We start from the raw sequence: 19127 nt of genomic DNA on the forward strand, positions 1-19127 counted from the left end.
GTCGTAACCGGACGACTTCCCCGACTCCCGGCACCCCGCCGGGTACGGCGGGAAGATGACATGTCGGGGAGACGGGCAACCCGGGTAAGGTCGCTCTCGACGGGTACGGCAGGGCGCCGACGCTGCGCGTCGACACCGGTCGGCCGGTTCCTTCGACGGCAGAGCGGGAAGCCACATGCCCAGCAGTTCGGGTCCATCGATCGACACGATCACCGAGGGAGGACGGGTGACCCAGGTCGGCGAGGGTCAGGAGGCGGACGAGAGCGCTCCGCCGGTCATGACCTTCGGTGCTCCCACGGCCGGTGAAATTCTCGCCGAGCGGTACGAGCTGGTTGAGCACATCAACAACGACAGCGCGGGTCGGCTGGTCTGGCGCGGGGTCGACGTCATCCTGCGCCGTCCCGTCGCGGTGGTGCTGCGATACCCGGGTGGCGACTCCGCCACGGAGATGCTCCAGGCCGCCGTCGCGGCCAGCCGGGTGATCCACCCCAACCTGGTCGGCGTCTACGACGCGATCGACGAGGCCGAGCGGGCCTACGTGGTGCGCGAGTGGGTCGACGGGCAGTCCCTGCGCGACCTGGCGACCGAGGGTCCACTGGACCCGGCCCGGGCAACGGCGATCGGCAACTCCGTCGCCAGCGCACTCGCCGCGGTGCACGCCACCGGAATGGTGCACGGCAACGTCCACCCCGGCACCGTCATGATCAGTGACGAGGGCCGCGTGGTCCTGGCCGACGCCCGCACCGACGGTGACGACAGCCAGGAGAACGACATCCGGGCGGTCGGCGGCATCCTCTACTTCGCCCTCACCGGCCACTGGCCGCACGCCGAGGCACCGCTGCGCGGCGCCACCGCCGGCCACGGCCGGGCCGCCATCCCGGACGCGGTCCGGGACGCCGCCGGCGCGATCGCGGCACCCCGCCAGGTTCGGGCCGGGGTGCCCGCGTACCTGGACGACCTGACCATGGACCTTCTCGACGCCGAGATCGCGCCACCCTCGTCCGACGTGCTCGCCGCCGAGCTGGCCCGGCTGGACGTGCCGGCCGAGGACGAGCACTACCTGGACAACAGCGGGCCGCTGCGGTTCGCCGCCGACACCGAGGAAGAGCCGTCTCCGCTGGCCGCGGCTGGCGGTCGCAAAGTCGCCGTGGGCATCGCCGGCCTGCTGGCGGTCGCCCTGGTCGGTCTGCTCATCGGCATCAGCGCGCTGAACGGCGACGACAAGAAGCCGCAGAACAACGCGGCGGCCGCGCCCACCGCCACCGCCCCGGCCACCGAGGCCACCCCGGCCGCCGGCACGGCACGCAAGTTGACCGTGAAGGACGTCCGGATCATCGACCCGGACAGCAAGAACCGCAGCGAGCTCGACGGCGCCGACAAGGTCATCGACGGTGACGAGGACAAGGGCTGGGAGACCGAGACCTACCGGGACCGGCCCAACTTCGGCAACCTGAAGAAGGGCATGGGGGTCTGGCTCGACCTCGGCGAACCGCACAACGTCAAGTCGGTGCAGGCGGTGCTCTCGGCCACCAACGCGTCCGCCCAACTCCTCGCCGGCACGGTCAACCCGCCGTCGAGTTCGAACGGCGACAAACAGTTGGTCGCGAACTACAAGACCGCCATCGGGCAGCCGTTCGAGGAGCACGACGGCACCACGATGACGTTCAACGGATTCGACGCGGACACGAAGTACCAGTACCTGCTGTTCTGGATCACCGAACTGCCTCCGGCCGAAGGTGGCTTCAAGCTGGGGGTGCAGGAGATCACGGTCCAGGGGTCGTGAGCTTGGCACCTCCACCAGGGCACCGCCTCCGCTGGACGCGGTGATGGACGGGCGCGACGCCGCAACCGACCTGGAGCTGCTGCGCGCCCACGTCGACGGGGACAGGGACGCCTTCGCGGTGCTGTTCCACCGGCACCGCGACCGGCTCTGGGCGGTGGCCCTGCGTACCCTCGGGGACCGCGAGGAGGCCGCTGACGCCCTCCAGGACGCACTGCTGTCGGCGCACCGTGCGGCCGGCCGCTTCCGGGGCGACTCGGCCGTCACCACCTGGCTGCACCGCATCGTGGTGAACGCCTGCCTTGACCGGATCCGACGCCGGCAGGCGCACCCCACCGTGCCGCTGCCCGACGGCACCCGGAGCGACGACGGGTCGCGTACCGGCGGTGTGGAGCCGGCCGCACCGGCGCAGGACCACGACACCGCACTGGTCGTCCGCGAGGCCCTCGCCGCACTGCCCTTCGAGCAGCGGGCCGCGCTGGTGCTGGTGGACGTGCAGGGCTACCCGGTGGCAGAGGTGGCCCGGATCCTCGGTGTCGCCGAGGGGACGGTGAAGAGCCGGTGCGCCCGGGGACGGGCCCGGCTGGCCGTGCTCCTCGGGCATCTCCGCCCCGCCGCCGGCGCGACGCCGTCGGCCCACCCGGGTGCCAAGCCGGTCTCGGACGTGCCCGTCGTCACCCCGGGGAACCCCCGCCTGGCCGACGGCGTCGGATCGGGGTCGGGCCGGTACCGGCGGGACGCCAATCAGGAGGACACGTGACGACCGAGGGATTCAGGGAGGTCGACGACGACCTGCTCGCTGACTACCTCGGCGGGGCGCTGGACGGCACGCCGCAGCAGGCGGAGGTCGCCCGGCTGGTGGACACCGACCCGGGCTGGGCGCAGGCGTACGCGTTGCTGGCCCCCGCGGTGACGGAGGTCCGCGCCGATCTGGCCCGATGGGCCGAGCCCTCCCTGGAGCTGCCGTCGGCGGTCGCCGAACGCATCGCCGCAGCGCTGGCCGCGGCGGATCCGGTGCCCGACGACACCGAGACCGGCGAGGACACCGAGCCGGCTCCCGGCGCGCCCACTCGTGTGGTCCTTCCGGTGCAGGGTGGCAGCGGTCCCGGTCGCCCGCCCGCCGGCCCATTCCCGGTCGAATCGGAGCGCGGCACACCCACCGGTCCGGGTCGCCGCCGGCGACGTTGGGTTCGGCGCGGGGCACCGGCGGTGGCGGTCGCCGCGGTCGCCGTCATCGGGGTCGGGCTCGGCCTCAACCAGCTGTCCAGGAACGCCTCGGACACGGCCGACACCACCGCCCTGAACCAGCCGGCCAGCGCGCCCGAGGGCGCGGCGGCGGCCGGTGCCGTACGCACCACGGGGCCCGCACTGCACAGCGGCACGGACTACACGCCGCAGATGCTCGGCGACGCCACCGTCGAGCCGTCCGCCCGGCAACAGGCGAGCGGTTTCCCGGACGAGCAGCCCCGGGTGGACGCCGAGGAGGGCCGTCGGCCCTCGCCGAACGGGCTGGACCCGCTGGCGCGGTTGACCGACGAGGCCGCGCTGACCACCTGCCTGGCGGACGTGGCGGCCGAGCACGGCGCTGCCCCGCTGGTGGTCGAAGTGATCGACTACGCGCAGTTCCGGGGCGAACCGGCGCTGGTCATCCGGTTCACCGACGCGGCCGGGCTCCGCTGGGCCTGGGTGACCGGTCCGGAGTGCGGGGTCCCCGGGTCCGGCTCGGACAGCCGGTATTCGGCGCGGGTAGGGTGAATCCACGGTCACCTGCGCGATGACCTTCTACGTGACCTGACCCACCGGATGCCCGTCTCGGGAATCCCCGGTTCGTACGATGGCGTTCTGGAAGTCAGTTCCGGCACCCCTGGGTCGCCGGACTTGGATCGGCATCGGTGCGCGCCGACGCCGAACACACACAACTCGGGAGACGGCAGTGGACGAGGTCCGCAACCTGATCATCATCGGCTCCGGGCCGGCCGGTTACACGGCGGCCGTCTACGCCGCGCGCGCCAACCTGAAGCCGCTGATCATCGAGGGCGTGCAGTCGGGTGGCGCGCTGATGACCACGACCGAGGTGGAGAACTTCCCCGGTTTCGCCGACGGCATCCTCGGCCCCGAGCTGATGGACAACATGCGTAAGCAGGCCGAGCGGTTCGGGGCGGAGTTCCTGACCGACGACGTCACCCGGGTGGAGTTGGTGGACACCGGCGACATCGGCTCCGGCGCGGTGAGCACCGTGTGGGTCGGCGAGACCGCCTACCGCGCCCGCGCCGTCATCCTCTCCACCGGTTCGGCCTGGCGTCCGCTCGGCGTGCCGGGCGAGCAGGAGTACCTCGGCCACGGCGTCTCCTCGTGCGCCACCTGTGACGGTTTCTTCTTCCGTAACCAGCACATCGTCGTCGTCGGCGGCGGCGACTCGGCGATGGAGGAGGCCAGCTTCCTCACCCGCTTCGCCGAGTCGGTCACCATCATCCACCGGCGCGACTCGTTCCGGGCCAGCAAGATCATGGCTGACCGGGCGCTGAGCAACGAGAAGATCAAGGTCGAGTGGAACAGCGCCGTCGAGGAGATCCTGGGCGAGGACGGCAAGGTCACCGGCGTGCGGGTCCGCAACGTGCACACCGGCGAGACCAAGGTGATGGACGTGACCGGCGTCTTCGTGGCCATCGGCCACGACCCCCGCAGTGAGCTCTTCCGCGACCAGGTCGAGATGGACGACGAGGGGTACGTGAAGGTCCAGGCTCCCAGCACCCGGACGAGCGTGCCCGGCGTCTTCGCCGCTGGCGACCTGGTCGACCACACCTACCGTCAGGCGATCACCGCGGCCGGCACCGGCTGTGCCGCCGCGCTCGACGCCGAGCGGTTCATCGCGACGATCAGCTGACAACGGAAACATCCCGGAGGAGGGGCATAGTGGGAAATACCAAGGCGGTCACGGACGCGAGTTTCGTCGCCGACGTGCTGCAGGCCGACAAGCCGGTTCTGGTGGACTTCTGGGCCGAGTGGTGCGGGCCGTGCCGCAAGGTGTCGCCGCTGCTCGAGGAGATCGCGGGCGAGATGGGTGACCAGGTCACCATCGTCAAGCTCAACATCGACGAGAACCCGGAGACCGCGCGGGCCTACCGGGTGATGTCGGTGCCGACGCTCACCGTGTTCAAGAACGGCCAGCCGGTGCAGTCGATTGCTGGCGCCAAGCCGAAGGGTGAGCTGGTCCGGCTTATTGAATCGGCCCTCTGACCAGCAGAAACGTCACCGAACCCCGTACCCGGTCTCCGGGTGCGGGGTTCGCTGTGTTCCGGGCCCACACCATCGGCGTTTTTCCGGCCCGAGCCACCTCGCCGCCCCGGAACGCATAGCCTCAAGCCTGGGCCGCCCGGCCAGCCAGCGTCGTGCAGAGGGGGTCGTGCGTGCGTCCGATCCGACCCGGTGACCGGGGACCCGCGGTCACCGAGATCCGTACCATCCTCACCGGCCTCGACCTGCTCGCCTCCACCGCCGGCCCACCGGTCGACGAGTTCGATCTCGACACCGAGCGGGCGGTCCGCGCCTTCCAGCAGTCGCGAGGGCTCAGCGTGGACGGCCGGGTCGGATCGGAAACCTGGGGTGCGTTGGACGCCGCCCGCTGGCGGCTCGGCGCCCGCACCCTGTACCACGCGGTCCCCGTGCCCCTCACCGGCGAGGACGTCAGGTCGCTCCAGGAGCGACTGCTGGAGATGGGGTACGACGTGGGCCGGGCGGACGCCATCTACGGCATCCGGACCTCCCGTGCTGTGGCCCAGTTCCAACGCGAGGTCGGGCTCACACCCGACGGCTCCTGCGGACCGCAGACCATGAACGCGCTGCGCCGCATCGGCCGCAAGGTGGTCGGTGGCCGCCCCCAGTGGCTACGTGAGTCCGACGCGATCCGGCAGTCCGGGCCGGCGCTGGTCGGCAAGACGGTCGTCATCGACCCGGGCCACGGGGGCACCGACCCGGGCGTGGTGGTGCCCGACGGGCCGCTGCGCTGGACGGAGGCGGACCTGGTGCACGACCTCGCCAGCCGGCTGGAGGGGCGGCTCGCCGCGTCCGGGGTACGGGTGCAGCTCACCCGGGGTCCGGCGCCCGACAGCTGCCTGCCGGACACCGACCGCGCGCTGCTGGCCAACTCGCTCGGCGCCGACGTCTTCATCTCCCTGCACCTGGACGGGCACGCCAACCCGGACGCGGAGGGGGTGGCGACCTACCACTACGGCACCGACAACGGCGTGACCTCAGCGACGGGCGAGCGGCTGGCCGGGCTGGTGCAACGCGAGATCGTCGCGCGGACCGGGCTGCGGGACTGCCGTACCCACGCCAAGGCGTGGGACCTGCTGCGGCTGACCCGGATGCCGGCGGTACGGGTCGAGGTCGGTTACCTCACCTCGCCGTCGGACCGCGCCCGCCTGACCGACCCGCGGTTCCGGGACCGGGTGGTGGAGGCGATCGTGGCCGCGGTACAGCGGATGTACTTCCCGATCGAGCGGGACGTGCCGACCGGCTCCATCGACGTCAGCGAGCTGCGGGCTGTGGTGGCCGCCGGCACCGTTATCGACTGAGGCCGGTGTCAGCGTTCGGTCAGCCGCTGGTGGAGCGGGTGGCCGGGGCCGGACGGACGGGCCGGAGCAGGGTATCGGGGCTCATCGAGCCGAGCAGCTTCTCCAACGCGTACTCGACGTCGGACTTCCAGCTCAGCGCGGTGCGCAGCTCCAGCCGCAGCCGGGGGAACCGGGGATGCGGACGGACGGTCTTGAACCCGACGGAAAGGAAGAAGTCGGCCGGCGCGACGCAGCCGCCCGCCGGGTCGTCAGCGTCGCCGAACTTCGCGTCGCCGAACGCCTCGATCGCCTTGATCCCCCGCTTGGTCAGGTCCCGGGCGACGCCCTGCACCAGCATCCGACCCAGCCCGCCGCCGGCGAACGCCGCGACCACGTTGGCGGTCATCAACAACGCCGCGTCGGCGGAGACGGGCGAGGTGGGGAACGCCATCGACCGGGGCACGTACGCGGGCGGGGCGTACATCACGAAGCCCGCCGGCATCCCGTCGACGTACGCGAGTTTGCCGCAGGAGCCCCACTCCAGCAGCGTCTGGGAGACCCACGCCTCCTTCTCCAGGCCCGGATCCCCGGCGGCACAGGCCCGGTCGGCGGAGACCGGGTCCAACTCCCAGTAGACGCACTGGCGGCACGGGCGAGGAAGGTCTTCCAACGTGTCGAGGGTCAGGCTGACCAGACGTCGCGACATATGGCGCATCCCCACAATAGGCTCGGTGGTAAGACCGGCATGGAACGACAGCGCCGCCTTCCTGCCCCCGACGAGCGATCGTACGCCGCCGATCGGCGGTACGGGAGGGGACGCGCAGATGGCCACCGCACCGGGGGACACCGGGAGCGGTCCGGGATGTGGAAGGTCCGCCTCGGCAGGCCTGCAGCCTGGCTCCGGCGGGCTAGGATCGACAATCGGTGTCCCCGCCGCCATGGTCGCCAGCGTCCGGGGTACCCGCAGCGGGAGCCACCCGAGCAGCGATCGAGGTGAGGTCATGACCGGCACGACGCTCGACGACTACACCGACCGGTACGCCCGGCGGGTACGCGGGATGACCGCCTCCGAGATCCGAGCACTCTTCGCGGTGGCCAGCCGGCCGGAGGTCGTCTCGCTCGCCGGTGGAGCGCCGTACATCGCCGCGCTGCCGCTCGACGCGGTCGGTGAGATGCTCGGTCGGCTCGGCTCCGAGCACGGTGTGACCACCCTCCAGTACGGCATCGGTCAGGGCACCCTCGAGTTGCGCGAGCGGATCTGCGAGGTGATGACCCTCTCCGGGATCGACGCCGCCTGCGGCGCATCGCCGGAGGACGTGGTCGTCACCGTGGGAGGGCAGCAGGCGCTGGACCTGGTGGCCCGGCTCTTCCTCGACCCGGGTGACGTGGTGCTCGCCGAAGGGCCGACGTACGTCGGCGCGCTCGGAGTCTTCCAGGCCGCCCAGGCGCAGGTGGTCCACATCCCGATGGACGCCGACGGGCTGATCCCGGAGGCGCTGGAGACGGCCATCGACGACCTGGCCCGGGCCGGCCGACGGGTGAAGTTCCTCTACACCATCCCCACCTACCAGAACCCGACCGGCGTGACGCTCAGCGAGGAGCGCCGGGAACGCGTCCTCGACATCTGCGAGCGCGCCGGTCTCCTCGTCGTCGAGGACGACCCGTACGGCCAGCTGGGGTTCGAGGGCGAGGCGCCGGCGCCGTTGCGGGCCCGCCGCCGCGACGGGGTCTTCTACCTCAGCACCTTCTCCAAGACCTTCGCCCCCGGGCTGCGGGTCGGCTGGATCCTGGCGCCGCACGCGGTCCGCGACAAGCTGGTCATCGCGAGCGAGGCGCAGATCCTCTGCCCCAGCGGCTACGCCCAGGCCGCCGTGGCGACGTACCTGAGCACCATGCCGTGGCGGCAACAGCTCAAGGTCTACCGCGAGGTCTACCGCGAACGCCGGGACGCCATGCTCGACGCGCTGGCCGACCTGATGCCCGAGGGCACCAGCTGGACCACCCCGGCCGGTGGCCTCTTCGTCTGGGCAACCCTGCCGGACGGGCTGGACTCGAAGGCCATGATGCCGCGCGCGGTCGCCGCCCGGGTCGCCTACGTGCCCGGCACCGGCTTCTACGCCGACGGCACCGGCACCGGCACCATGCGGCTCAACTTCAGCTTCCCGCCGCCGGAGCGGATCCGTGAGGGCGTCCGCCGGCTGGCCGGCGTGATGGAGCAGGAGATCGCGATGCGCCGGGTCTTCGGCGCCGTGGGCGGTGCCGCCGGGCGACGCGGCCGGGCCGGCTCGGACGTGCCGGGCCCCGACTTGGCATGATGCCGGCATGGGTACGACCGCTGCCGAGCGCTTCCTCGTGACCGATTCCGCCATCGCGGCCGACCTGCGCGTGCTGGTACTCGCCGGCGGGCTCTCCTACGAGCGGGACGTGTCGCTGCGCTCCGGTCGCCGGGTGCTCGACGCGTTGCGCGCTGTCGGGATGGAGGCCGACCTGCGGGACGCCGACGTGGCCCTGCTGCCGGCGCTGGCCGCCGACCCGCCGGACGCGGTGGTGATCGCACTGCATGGCGCCACCGGCGAGGACGGCTCACTGCGCGGCGTCCTGGACCTGTGCGACGTCCCCTACGTCGGCTGCGACGCCCGTGCCTCCCGGCTCGCCTGGGACAAGCCCTCGGCCAAGGCCGTGCTCCGCGAGGCTGGCATCCCCACCCCGGACTGGGTGGCCCTGCCCCACGACCGTTTCTCCGAGCTGGGCGCGGTCGCCGTCCTGGACCGGATCGCCGACCGGCTGGGCCTGCCGCTGATGGTCAAGCCCGCGCAGGGCGGTTCAGGGCTGGGTGCCGCCGTGGTCCGGGACACCGCGTCGCTGCCGGCCGCCATGGTCGGCTGCTTCGCGTACGACTCCACGGCCCTCGTGGAGCGCTACGTACCCGGCATGGACGTGGCGGTTTCCGTCGTCGACCTCGGTGACGGCCCGCAGGCGCTGCCCCCGGTGGAGATCGTGCCCCGCAACGGGGTGTACGACTACGCCGCCCGCTACACCGCCGGTCGGACCACGTGGCACGCTCCCGCCCGGCTGGACCCGGAGGTGGCCGCCACCGTGGCCGACGTGGCCCTCGCCGCGCACACCGCGCTCGGTCTGCGGGACCTCTCCCGAGTCGACGTGATCGTGGACGCGGCCGGCCAGCCGCACGTGCTTGAGGTCAACGTGTCGCCCGGCATGACGGAGACGTCGCTGCTCCCGCTCGCCGTGCAGGCCGCCGGCCTGGACTTCGGCCGGCTGCTCGGCTCCCTGGTCAACCGGGCCGTCGCGCGCCGCATCACCAGCTGACCTCCGAACTCGGTCGCCGGCTCACCCGGTCATGAGGTTGGCGGACCCAACACGCGGTGCCGCCGCCAACCTCATGACCAGGCTGACGATCAGCGGATCGTCGGCACATCCGTCGGTGCGCCGCGGCCGTTGTCGCGTGGAGTGTCGGCCGCCCCAGCGGCGGACGGGGTGTCGGCCGCAGCAGCGGATGCGGGCGGGGTGTCGGCCTCCGCTTCCGTGGCGGTGCCACGGTCGAGGGCGGTCGGATCGGCCGTGACGACCGTCTGGGCGCTGCCAGTGGATGCCGGTTTGGCGGCGGCCTCCCCGGAGTTGGTGCCGGGCACCGCATCGGCCGTCGGCGCGACCGCCGATGCGGTGGTCCTGGCCGCGGATGCCGGGACGGTCGGCTCGCCTGCCGCACCGGCCCCGGTGTCCGTACCGTCGTCGCCGTCGGCGTCGGTGTCGCCGTCGGACTCGGGCGTTGGCTCCGGAATCTCCCCAGCCGCCTCGATGACCGACACGGCCTCCGCCGCGGCTGCGGCGGCGTCCGCCGCGGCCGACTGGGCCAGCAGACTTGACGGTGCCTGCCACTGGATGCGGGGCGGCTCGGCGAGCGGCCGGCCACCGAACTCGGCCAGCCAGGCGGCTACGAGCGCCAGATTCTCCCGCCACTGCGCCTCGGAGATCGGCGGCAGGATCGAGTCCCACAGCGACAGGAAGGTGCCCCGCAGCTGAAGGCGACCGTACGGCCGGGCGAGGAACCACATGTGCAGGTGAGCCGAGCCGTCGCCCCACCGGTTGACGTGCACCCGCGCCACGCCGTCCAGCGAACGGATGGCCCGCTCCAAGCGGACGGTCATCACGCCCAACTCCGCGGCGAGCAGGTTCGGCAGGTCACCGAGGTCGAGGTGGGTGCGGGATTCGAGGATGAGCACCATGGGCAGGCCGGTCGGGCGGTCCATGGCACGTACGCGCCACCGCTCACCCACCCAGATGTAGGCGTCGTCGGGAGCGTTGCAGGCGGTGCATTCCCGGAGGCCCTCGCCCTTGCGTGGCGGTTCGACCGGGACCGGATCGTCGAGCTGCTTCACGCGGAGGTCTCCCTCGAAGGGGAAGGAGGGCCACTGGGTGAAGTCCGGGACTGAGGGAGGGGTGTCGTGCACGACGCTGACCCTAACCGAGTCTGGCACCGCTGTCCCTACCTGTTCGATCGGCATCGGCCGCCCGAATCAGTGCTCATCGTCGATCGAGGTACGGGCCGCCGGCTTCACGACGCAGCGATATCCACAGGCTGCCGAGATCCTGAATACACCCCGTCATCCACAGGCTGGCACCCGCTTTCACGCGGTGTTTCACGTGAAACGGGGGGTGCCTGTGGACAACCGGTGTGGATAACTTTTCGGCCCTTCAGTCGTTGCCCGAGAACCGCTCGTAGGGGTCGGCGGCGGCTCCGCCACCCGTCGGCTTCGCGACGGTGTCGGGACTCGATGGCGGGCCGGACAGTGGGCCGCTCGTTCGGGTCAGCGACACCGGCGCGTCGGGTGCCCGGCGATGCCTCCCAATGGCGACTGAGGGAATGAGCGGCGGACACGGCGGCCGTGCCGGGCATCAGGCGGCGGGGCTGCCTCGAGGACGGACGCCCTCTGGCGCAGACCGCGCCAGCCGATCCGGGTCTGCTCGTCGACGGCATGAGGCTGCTCCGCCAGATCCTGGCCCATCCGTTCTGCGCCGCCTGCTTCGGTCGGGCACGCGAGGCCGGTCCGATCGCACCGATCGCCTCCCAGCCAGACGACCGTCTAGGACCCCCGGCCACCCCGCGAGCCCGCACGACCGCCCAAGGACAGGACCATCCGAAGACCGGGGCCACCCTGAGGCGGCCGACCACTCACGAACCTGAACCACCGCCAAGGGCTCGAACGGCGGCCCGTGGCCTTGGCCATCCCCGCAGTGGCCGGACCGCCTCCAAGCCTTCCGACCCTGCGCGGGACCCGAACCACCGACCGCCCCGACAAGGCCTGAAACAACCAGGGCTGGCGCCCAGAGGGCTACGCGCGCTCCACGAGCCGGCGGACTGCCAGATGCCACGGAGGTCGCTGTGATCCCCGAGAGGCCGGCGCTTGCGCTTGTCCGACGCGACCTCGCCCGGCGCCTCAATCGCATCCCGTGCGTGCGCCTCTACGCCGCCGTGCTGGGCCAAGACCTGCACAGCTTCAGGGATGTTGTGGTCTCCACCGCTCAGGAGTCAACAACATCCCTGAAGTTGCGGCCCGCGCCGGTCGCCGCGTTGATTTCAGGCGGTCAGGCAGGGCTTCGACGCTGCGCCGTTAGGCCAGAGGGAGGTGGGAGGCGCCGAGTAGACGCACGTGCGGAGGTGCGCGGCACGCGGGAGTACCGGCCTGAAGGCCCGAAGGTGGGAGACGCGGACGCGGAGAGGCGGACTTGGAGACGCGGGGCACTCGGCCGCCGCGGCGGTGGCGCAGACCTCGACAGTCCACAGCGACCAGCAGTCTCGTGAGACGGCTCAACCACCAAGACCACCCAGCGCGGCGTTCAAGGCGGCAGCGGGGCACTCAGCGGCGCGCAAGGGCCGTTCCGTCGCCGGTCGCCCCTGGCGGTCCGCATACAAGAATGACGGGCCTCCGTTTCACGTGAAACGAGCCGGATCTGCGAGGAGGACAAGGGGTCTCTCGGGCTCCACCGTTCAGCCGGGCGGCCTCCTCCGCGATGCCGTCCGGAGGCGCCACGGCGGTGACACCGTCTCGCCTGGGGCGTCGCCACCGGCTGCCGGGCCGGCGGGACGGACAGGCAGGACGAGGACGTCGAGCCGGTCGGGCTCGGCGATCGGGCGGATGGCGAAGCGTCTCGACGCCCCCGTCGCGAACCGCACCCGTTTCACGTGAAACCGGCGGAGGGGGAATACAGAGCGGCCGCGCACCCGAAGGGAAGCGCGGCCGCAGGAGGCAGGGGAGGTCAGTCCTCGGCCCCACCCTCCTGTTGCACTCCGATGATCCCGACGATCCGCTCCAGGTCGTCCACCGTCGCGAACTCGATCGTGATCTTGCCCTTGCTCCGACCGATGTCCACCTTCACCCGGGTGTCGAACCGGTCCGACAGCCGATCGGCGAGGTCGGTCAGGGCCGGCGCGTGCGGCTTCGGGCGCCGCTTCGCGGCCTGGCCCTTCGCCGACCCGTCGTTCAGGGTCAGAGCCACGATCTCCTCGGTCGCCCGAACAGACAGTCCCTCGGCCACGATTCGCAGCGCCAACTGCTCCTGCGCTTCCGCCTCGTCGAGACTCAGCAGTGCCCGGGCGTGGCCCGCGGACAGGATCCCCGCGGCGACCCGCCGCTGCACCTGCGCCGGCAGGTTCAACAGCCGAATGGTGTTGGAGATCTGCGGGCGGCTCCGCCCGATCCGGCGGGCCAACTCCTCGTGGGTGGCGCCGAACTCCTCCAGCAACTGCTGGTACGCGGCCGCCTCTTCGAGCGGGTTCAGGTTGGCCCGGTGGATGTTCTCGAGCAACGCGTCGCGGAGCATGGCGTCGTCGCGGGTGTCCCGGACGATCGCCGGGATGTTCTCCCGCCCGACGGCCTGGGCGGCCCGCCACCGCCGCTCGCCCATCACCAGCTCGTACTTCTCGTCGTCGAGCTGGCGGACGACGATGGGCTGGAGGAACCCGACCTCCTGGATCGAGGTCTTCAGCTCCTCCAGCGCATCTTCGTCGAAGACCTGTCGGGGCTGCTTCGGGTTGGGCACGATCGCGTCGACCGGGATCTCGGCGAAGCGGGCTCCCGGCACCGGGCTGAGCGTCGACTCCGGCTGCGGCGGCGGGCCGGAGGGCGTAACCGCCGGCAGCGCAGCGCCGGCCGCCTCGTCATCCACATGCCCGTTCTCCGGCTCGGCCGTCACCGTGCCGGCGGAACCCGGCACCGGCCCGGTCGGGATGAGCGCCCCGAGGCCTCGACCCAGACCGCCCCGAGGACGGTTCTTCATGCCACGCCTCCCAGCGATTCGTCCGCACTACGCATTCCGGCCCACCGGCTCCTTCACGCCCCGCTCGGCGATTTCCTGGGCCGCCTCGAAGTAACTCGTGGCACCCCGCGAACCGGGATCGTAGGTCATCACCGACTGGCCGTAGCTGGGTGCCTCGGACACTCGGACGTTGCGGGGGATGACCGCCTGGAGGACCTTGTCGCCGAAGTGGTTCCGGACGTCCTGCTCGACCGCGTCCGCGAGGCGGGTACGGCGGTCGTACATGGTCAGCAGGATGGTGGAGACATCGAGCTTGGGGTTGAGGTGTTGCCGTACCAGGTTGATGTTGTTGATCAGTTGGTTGAGCCCCTCCAGCGCGTAGTACTCGCACTGGATCGGGATCAGCACCTCCTGCGCGGCGACCAGCGCGTTGACCGTCAGCAGGCCGAGCGAGGGCGGGCAATCGATGAAGACGTAGTCGAACTGCCCGGGGTAGGCGGCGATGGCCCGGTCGAGGCGCGACTCCCGCGCCACCACCGACACCAGCTCGATCTCCGCGCCGGCCAGGTCGATCGTCGCCGGTACGCACCAGAGGTTCGGGATGCCCTCGACCGCCTGCGCCACCTCGGACAGCGGCACGCTGTTGATGAGGCAGTCGTAGACGTCGGGGATGCCGGTGTGGTGCGGGACGTTGAGCCCGGTCGAGGCGTTGCCCTGCGGGTCGAGGTCGACCACGAGCACCCGGTTGCCATGCAGGGCGAGCGCCACCGCAAGGTTGACGGTGGTCGTGGTCTTGCCCACGCCGCCCTTCTGGTTCGCGACGCACATGACCCGGGTCCGGTCCGGCCGAGGCATGGTCACCTCGCCACTGGGATTCAGGATCTGCACGGCGCGCATCGCCTCCATAGCCAACGGTGGGTCATCCTCTTCGCGCGTCGGGGTTTCACGTGAAACGTACGTGGAGTCGCTTGCAACGGCGGCCAGCGACTCGGCCGACGCGACGGGCATGTCGGCGACCGCCGGCGCGGCGTCCCGACCCGCCGCGTTGGGTTGTTGCGGAACGGCCGGCTCGAAGCGGACCGACGCCGCGGTGTTCCGTCGCCCCGAGGCGGTTCGCACCTCTGCGGCGTTGACCGGCCGGGCCAATCCCTCCGATGCCCGGCGAGCAGCCGACGGCTCGGGGACCTCTGATCCGGTCGCGTGCCCACCGGGCTCGTCGCGTACCACTGGCGGATCGTTCTCCGCCGGCTGTGGCGACGACCCGGGCGCGCCGGGCGACCAGCTGGGGTAGTCGGTTTCACGTGAAACAGGGTCGCTGGTTGACCCGGTCACGCGTGGATCGTCGTACCTACCGTCGTCATGCACCTGTCATCCCTGCCCGCTTCGGATGGTCGGTCCGCGCCCCGGTCACCTTGGCCGCACCCGCGCTCGCACCCCGGAGCGTACGACCCTCGGGAGCGGTCGGAGACCCGTGACGCCGCCGCCCGTTCCACACTATCGACGCGCGGTCAGCCTACGGCGGACGGGCGCGGCCGGTCCACGTCGGGTTCTCATCCCCTCGTCCATCCGCACCGGTACAACGAGGCAACCCACCGGCCGGACGCCCGATGGCGCGCACCGTCAGCGGCGACGGGAGCGTCCGCCTCGGGATCGCTTGCTGGCGGCCGGACGGGCCGGGCCGACCATCCGCTCGCGGACGATCTCCACGACGGTGGCGGGTGGGTCGATCACTCCGACGCCGCAGAGGTGCACGGCCGGCTCCCCACCACCGAGGCGTGCCACCACGTCGGCGTGCTCCTCGATCTCCGCTGCCGCGGACGAACCCTTCAGCGCCAGCAGCCGTCCGCCCCGCACCGCCAGCGGCAGGCTCCAGGCCGCCAGTCGGTCCAGTGGTGCGACCGCGCGGGCGGTCACGACGTCCCCGCTGATCGACTCCCGGCCGCTCGACCCGCTGGCAGCCTCGTCGGCCCGACCGCGGAACACGCGCACCGTCCTGGTCAGACTGAGTCGCTCGACGACCTCGATCAGGAACGACGTCCGCCGGGCGAGCGGTTCGATCAGGGTGACGGTCAGGTCGGGGCGCGTGATGGCCAGGACCAGACCGGGTAGACCCGCACCGGAGCCGACGTCGAGCACGGTCGCCCCGGCCGGGATGCGCTCAGCGACCGCGGCGCAGTTGAGCAGGTGCCGGTCCCAGATCCGAGGTGCCTCGCGGGGGCCGATCAGACCCCGGACCACCCCGTCGGTGGCCAGCAGTTCGGCGTACGCGGCGGCAACGTCGAGGCGCTCGCCGAAGAGCGCCAGGGCGGCCGGAGCCAGCTCGGGCGGTAGCGCCGCGTCGGCCGGCGACGGCGTACCGCCACCCGCCCCGTCCCGTGCTGGATCGGTGCCCGGGGACTCGGGCCGGACAGGGGACGGCCCGGGCGGCGTGCCGCCCGGGCCGGTCACGGCGTCGGCCGTGGTGTCGTCGTGGGTCACCCGGTCAGTCCACCGGCCGAACGACGATGCGGCGGCTCGGCTCGACACCCTCGGACTCGCTCGCCACACCGGACATGGCGTTGACCACGTCGTGCACGCACTTGCGCTCGAACGCGGACATCGGCTCCAGCCGGACCGGCTCGCCGTACTCCTTGACCTTCTCGACCGCGTTCTTGGCGACCGCGGCGAGTTCCTTGCGGCGGTTCGCGCGGTAGCCGCCGACGTCGAGCAGCAGGCGGCTCGGCGTCCCGGTCTGCCGGAAGACGGCGAGCCGGGTCAGCTCCTGGAGCGCCTCCAGGGTGGCTCCACGCTGACCGACCAGGTTCTGCAGTCGAGCGCCGACCACCTCGACCACCGGGCGGCCGCCGGCGACCAGCTCGTCGATGTCGCCGTCGTAGTCGAGGATGTCGAGCAGCCCCTCCACGTAGTCGGCCGCGATCTCGCTCTGCCGGAACAGGTCGCCCTCGCCGACCGCCTTCTTCGTACGGCCGCCGGCGCTGGCCTCGGTGTCGTCGGACTCCGGGGCGTCGGTCTCGTCGTCGTCGTTGTCGTCGTCCACCGCGAGCGGCGCGGTCTCCTCCTCGTCCAGGGACTGCTCGGCGCGGGGGATGCTGGTCTCGGTCACGGTCTCATCTCCGTACTCGCTCGGCCGGACCGTCGGGTCCGCTGGTTTCCCGGGGCCGGCGGGAGGTCGCCGGTGCCCACGGGCACGTCTGTACGGGCAGTGTCGCCCGTGGCCGCGTCACGCGCGGTCGGTTCCGCCCGGCGCCGGCCATACGGCGGCTGCGCGGTGCGGAACGGGCCGCCGCCGGTTGCCCGGCGACGGCCCGGACGGGTCAGCCCTGCCGCTTGGCGGGGCGGCTCTTCTTCGGGTTCACCGGCTTGGCGCCCGGCTTCGGCCCGGCCACCTTGGGCGCGGTCGCCTTGACCGGCGCCGGCGGGGCCGACTTGCCGCGGCCGAACAGGCCGCCGGACTTGGCCGGCTGGACGGGGTTGCGGGTGCCGACGGCGGGGGTGGTCTTCTTGGCGGTCACCGGCGGCGGGAACTTGCGCAGCACCCACTGCTGCTGGCCGAGGGTGAAGAGGTTGTTGGTGACCCAGTAGATGATCACGCCGATGGGGAAGATCGCACCGGAGATCAGCAGCGACGCCGGGATGCCGTAGAGCATCAGCCGCTGGATCATCCGCTGCTGCGGGTCTTCCGCCCAGCCGGTCTTGAGGATCATCTGACGGCTGGTGAGGTAGGTGGTCGCGATCATGACCAGGACCAGGATGCCGGCGATGACCTTGACGGTGGTGCCGTTGGCGCCGAGGCGGGCCAGCTCGTCCGCGGTGGAGCCGAACTTGCCGGCGATCGGGGCGGTGAAGAGCTTCGCCTGGGAGGCGCTCTCGAACTGGTCGGCGGTCCAGCCGTAGAGGGTCTTGCTCTGCTTGGCCGGGTCGAGCCGGCGCAGCACGTGGAAGAGGCCGAGGAAGACCGGGATCTGGAGGAACATCGGAAGGCAGCCCATCAGGGGGTTGGCCTTTTCCTTCCGGTAGAGCTCCATCATTTCTTTCTGGAGCGTCTCCCGGTCACCCTTGTGCTTCTCCTGCAGCTCCTTGACCTTGGGCTGCAGCGCCTGCATGGCCCGCTGCGACTTGATCTGCTTGACGAAGACGGGGAACAGGATCACCCGGACGGTGACCACCAGGAAGACGATGGCCAGGATCCAGGCGAAGTTGGTGCCGATCACCGCGCCGACGGGCACCCCGATGGCGTCCCAGGCAGAGTGCCAGGTCAGCAGGATCCACGAAATCGCGTAGTAGATCCAGTCGAGACTCAGACTCAATTCGGGGCTCCAGTCACATCAGCACGTCGGCGGCCGCCCGGCTCCGGCACCGGGTCATGTCCACCAGGGTGAAAGGGGTGGCAGCGCAGCAAACGCCGGACCGCCAGCGCGGCTCCCCGGAGCGCGCCGTGCCGGGCTACCGCCTCCTGGGCGTACGCACTGCACGACGGGTAGAACCGACAGCGGGCCGGCAGTGCCGGACTTATCCACCGACGGTACGCGATGATGGGCGCGATCAGCACCTTGGCACCGGTCGACTGCGGGCGCGGGGTGGTCGGGCCGGCACTCATCGGGACCGCCGCTCTCGGGGCGACCGGGCGGCCGCGATGGCGGCGTCCAGGTCTGCGGCGAGTCGGGGGTACGACGCGTCGGCCGCGGCGGGCAGCGCCCGGACGACCAGGGTGCTGTCGGCGGGAAGTGCGGCCAGCCGCTCCCGCACCAGCGCCCGAAGGCGGCGCCGGACCCGGTTGCGGACCACCGCGTTGCCGACGGCCTTGGACACGACAAAGCCGGCGCGGGCCGGGGCGGAGGACTGCTCCGCACCGGTGTGCCGCGCCGGCTCCGGCGAGGGCGGTGTGCTGGGGGCCACGGGCGCCGGCACGGTCAGGTGGACCACGACGACGCCTCGTCCGGCGCGTCGGCCACCGCGAACCGCTGCGGCGAAGTCAGAACTGCGCCGCAGTCGCTGTGCGGCGGCCAGCACGACTGCCCACGTCCCCTGGACCGGCCCGGTCGGCTCAGGCCGACAGGGTGGTGCGACCCTTGGCGCGACGGCTCGACAGGATGGCACGGCCGGCACGGGTGCGCATGCGCAGCCGGAAGCCGTGGGTCTTCGCGCGCCGGCGGTTGTTCGGCTGGTAGGTGCGCTTGCTCACGTCAGGCTCTCCGTTTTCGTACGCGCCCCGCGCGACGGGATCGCCGGGGTCGTGGGGTGGTCCAGGCCACCTCGACGGTGGCCCCCGATCGGTGCTGCCCGGCGGAGCGGGACCTCGGCGTTGCGGGGATGCGACCGCGGACAGCAAGCACCCATCACCCTAGCAGAGGGCGAAATAGCAGCCGCTCCAGCCTACGCAGGGGTGCAATGACCGTCAAACACCCCGCGGCGGCGGACACCGGGACGCGCCCGGGACCGAAGCGGCCGTTTTCGCTGATGCCGAGAAGGACCCGGGCACGTCGCCGGTTGATGGCGCAGGGACAACGCTGTTACCGTGC

The 19127-nt window shown here is 71.8% G+C and carries 17 protein-coding genes and 1 pseudogene; 8 read left to right on the forward strand and 10 right to left on the reverse strand.

The annotated features are described in order from the left end of the window. Nucleotides 1–175 precede the first annotated feature (175 nt). The 6 genes from M8C17_RS14305 (at nt 176) to M8C17_RS14330 (ending at nt 6354) form a co-directional block, all read left to right on the forward strand. Nucleotides 176–1783 (forward strand): protein kinase family protein, encoded by a 1608-nt coding sequence (locus M8C17_RS14305; RefSeq protein ID WP_252416937.1) that lies wholly within the window; start codon nt 176–178, stop codon nt 1781–1783. Nucleotides 1784–1826: 43 nt separating this feature from the next. Continuing rightward, a complete protein-coding gene (gene sigM / locus M8C17_RS14310) occupies nt 1827–2540 on the forward strand; it encodes an RNA polymerase sigma factor SigM (RefSeq protein ID WP_252416938.1) in 714 nt (237 codons plus the stop codon). Further along, nucleotides 2537–3535, forward strand: a complete 999-nt coding sequence (locus M8C17_RS14315) for a hypothetical protein (RefSeq protein WP_252416939.1) — start codon at nt 2537–2539, stop codon at nt 3533–3535. The genes sigM and M8C17_RS14315 overlap by 4 nt, the downstream gene beginning before the upstream one ends. Nucleotides 3536–3713: 178 nt before the next feature. Further along, a complete protein-coding gene (trxB, locus tag M8C17_RS14320; protein WP_252416940.1) occupies nt 3714–4664 on the forward strand; it encodes a thioredoxin-disulfide reductase in 951 nt (316 codons plus the stop codon). A gap of 29 nt (nt 4665–4693) precedes the next feature. Further along, nucleotides 4694–5017: a thioredoxin gene (trxA, locus tag M8C17_RS14325; protein ID WP_007453873.1), complete on the forward strand. Its 324-nt coding sequence runs from the start codon at nt 4694–4696 to the stop codon at nt 5015–5017. A gap of 170 nt (nt 5018–5187) precedes the next feature. Then, entirely contained in the window at nt 5188–6354 is a 1167-nt protein-coding gene (locus tag M8C17_RS14330; RefSeq protein ID WP_252416941.1) for an N-acetylmuramoyl-L-alanine amidase, read from the forward strand. Between the two features lie 19 nt (nt 6355–6373). On the opposite strand, the gene M8C17_RS14335 is transcribed toward M8C17_RS14330, so the two are convergent. Then, nucleotides 6374–7039 carry a GNAT family N-acetyltransferase gene (locus M8C17_RS14335; RefSeq protein WP_252416942.1) on the reverse strand — a complete coding sequence of 222 codons (666 nt, stop codon included), beginning with the start codon at nt 7037–7039 and terminating at the stop codon, nt 6374–6376. Nucleotides 7040–7334: 295 nt separating this feature from the next. Between M8C17_RS14335 and M8C17_RS14340 the strand changes: the two genes are divergently transcribed. After that, the gene (locus M8C17_RS14340; protein WP_252416943.1) at nt 7335–8648 is read left to right on the forward strand and encodes a PLP-dependent aminotransferase family protein; all 1314 of its coding nucleotides are present in this window, start codon (nt 7335–7337) and stop codon (nt 8646–8648) included. A 7-nt stretch (nt 8649–8655) separates the two neighbouring features. Further along, the gene (locus tag M8C17_RS14345) at nt 8656–9660 is read left to right on the forward strand and encodes a D-alanine--D-alanine ligase (protein ID WP_252416944.1); all 1005 of its coding nucleotides are present in this window, start codon (nt 8656–8658) and stop codon (nt 9658–9660) included. A gap of 89 nt (nt 9661–9749) precedes the next feature. Here M8C17_RS14345 and M8C17_RS14350 read toward each other — a convergent pair whose 3' ends face one another. From M8C17_RS14350 to rpmH, 9 genes and pseudogenes are all read right to left on the reverse strand, one after another. Further along, nucleotides 9750–10856 carry a hypothetical protein gene (locus M8C17_RS14350; protein ID WP_374558346.1) on the reverse strand — a complete coding sequence of 369 codons (1107 nt, stop codon included), beginning with the start codon at nt 10854–10856 and terminating at the stop codon, nt 9750–9752. Nucleotides 10857–12609: 1753 nt separating this feature from the next. After that, nucleotides 12610–13461: pseudogene (locus M8C17_RS14355) on the reverse strand (ParB/RepB/Spo0J family partition protein); the annotation flags it as partial. Between the two features lie 195 nt (nt 13462–13656). Then, the gene (locus M8C17_RS14360) at nt 13657–14754 is read right to left on the reverse strand and encodes a ParA family protein (RefSeq protein WP_305884694.1); all 1098 of its coding nucleotides are present in this window, start codon (nt 14752–14754) and stop codon (nt 13657–13659) included. A 474-nt stretch (nt 14755–15228) separates the two neighbouring features. After that, the gene (rsmG, locus tag M8C17_RS14365; protein ID WP_252417150.1) at nt 15229–15927 is read right to left on the reverse strand and encodes a 16S rRNA (guanine(527)-N(7))-methyltransferase RsmG; all 699 of its coding nucleotides are present in this window, start codon (nt 15925–15927) and stop codon (nt 15229–15231) included. A 163-nt stretch (nt 15928–16090) separates the two neighbouring features. Then, nucleotides 16091–16711, reverse strand: coding sequence for a R3H domain-containing nucleic acid-binding protein (locus M8C17_RS14370; RefSeq protein ID WP_252416946.1), 621 nt, complete (start codon nt 16709–16711; stop codon nt 16091–16093). A gap of 211 nt (nt 16712–16922) precedes the next feature. Next, nucleotides 16923–17909, reverse strand: coding sequence for a membrane protein insertase YidC (yidC, locus tag M8C17_RS14375; RefSeq protein ID WP_252417151.1), 987 nt, complete (start codon nt 17907–17909; stop codon nt 16923–16925). Nucleotides 17910–17911: 2 nt separating this feature from the next. Then, a complete protein-coding gene (gene yidD, locus M8C17_RS14380; RefSeq protein ID WP_252416947.1) occupies nt 17912–18205 on the reverse strand; it encodes a membrane protein insertion efficiency factor YidD in 294 nt (97 codons plus the stop codon). Then, nucleotides 18202–18618 (reverse strand): ribonuclease P protein component, encoded by a 417-nt coding sequence (gene rnpA, locus M8C17_RS14385; RefSeq protein ID WP_252416948.1) that lies wholly within the window; start codon nt 18616–18618, stop codon nt 18202–18204. The genes yidD and rnpA overlap by 4 nt, the downstream gene beginning before the upstream one ends. A gap of 34 nt (nt 18619–18652) precedes the next feature. Continuing rightward, nucleotides 18653–18790 carry a 50S ribosomal protein L34 gene (gene rpmH / locus M8C17_RS14390; RefSeq protein ID WP_007453904.1) on the reverse strand — a complete coding sequence of 46 codons (138 nt, stop codon included), beginning with the start codon at nt 18788–18790 and terminating at the stop codon, nt 18653–18655. Nucleotides 18791–19127: the final 337 nt, after the last annotated feature.

It is taken from the genome of Micromonospora sp. RHAY321 (genome assembly GCF_023896955.1).
In the GTDB taxonomy this organism is placed as follows: Bacteria; Actinomycetota; Actinomycetes; order Mycobacteriales; family Micromonosporaceae; genus Micromonospora.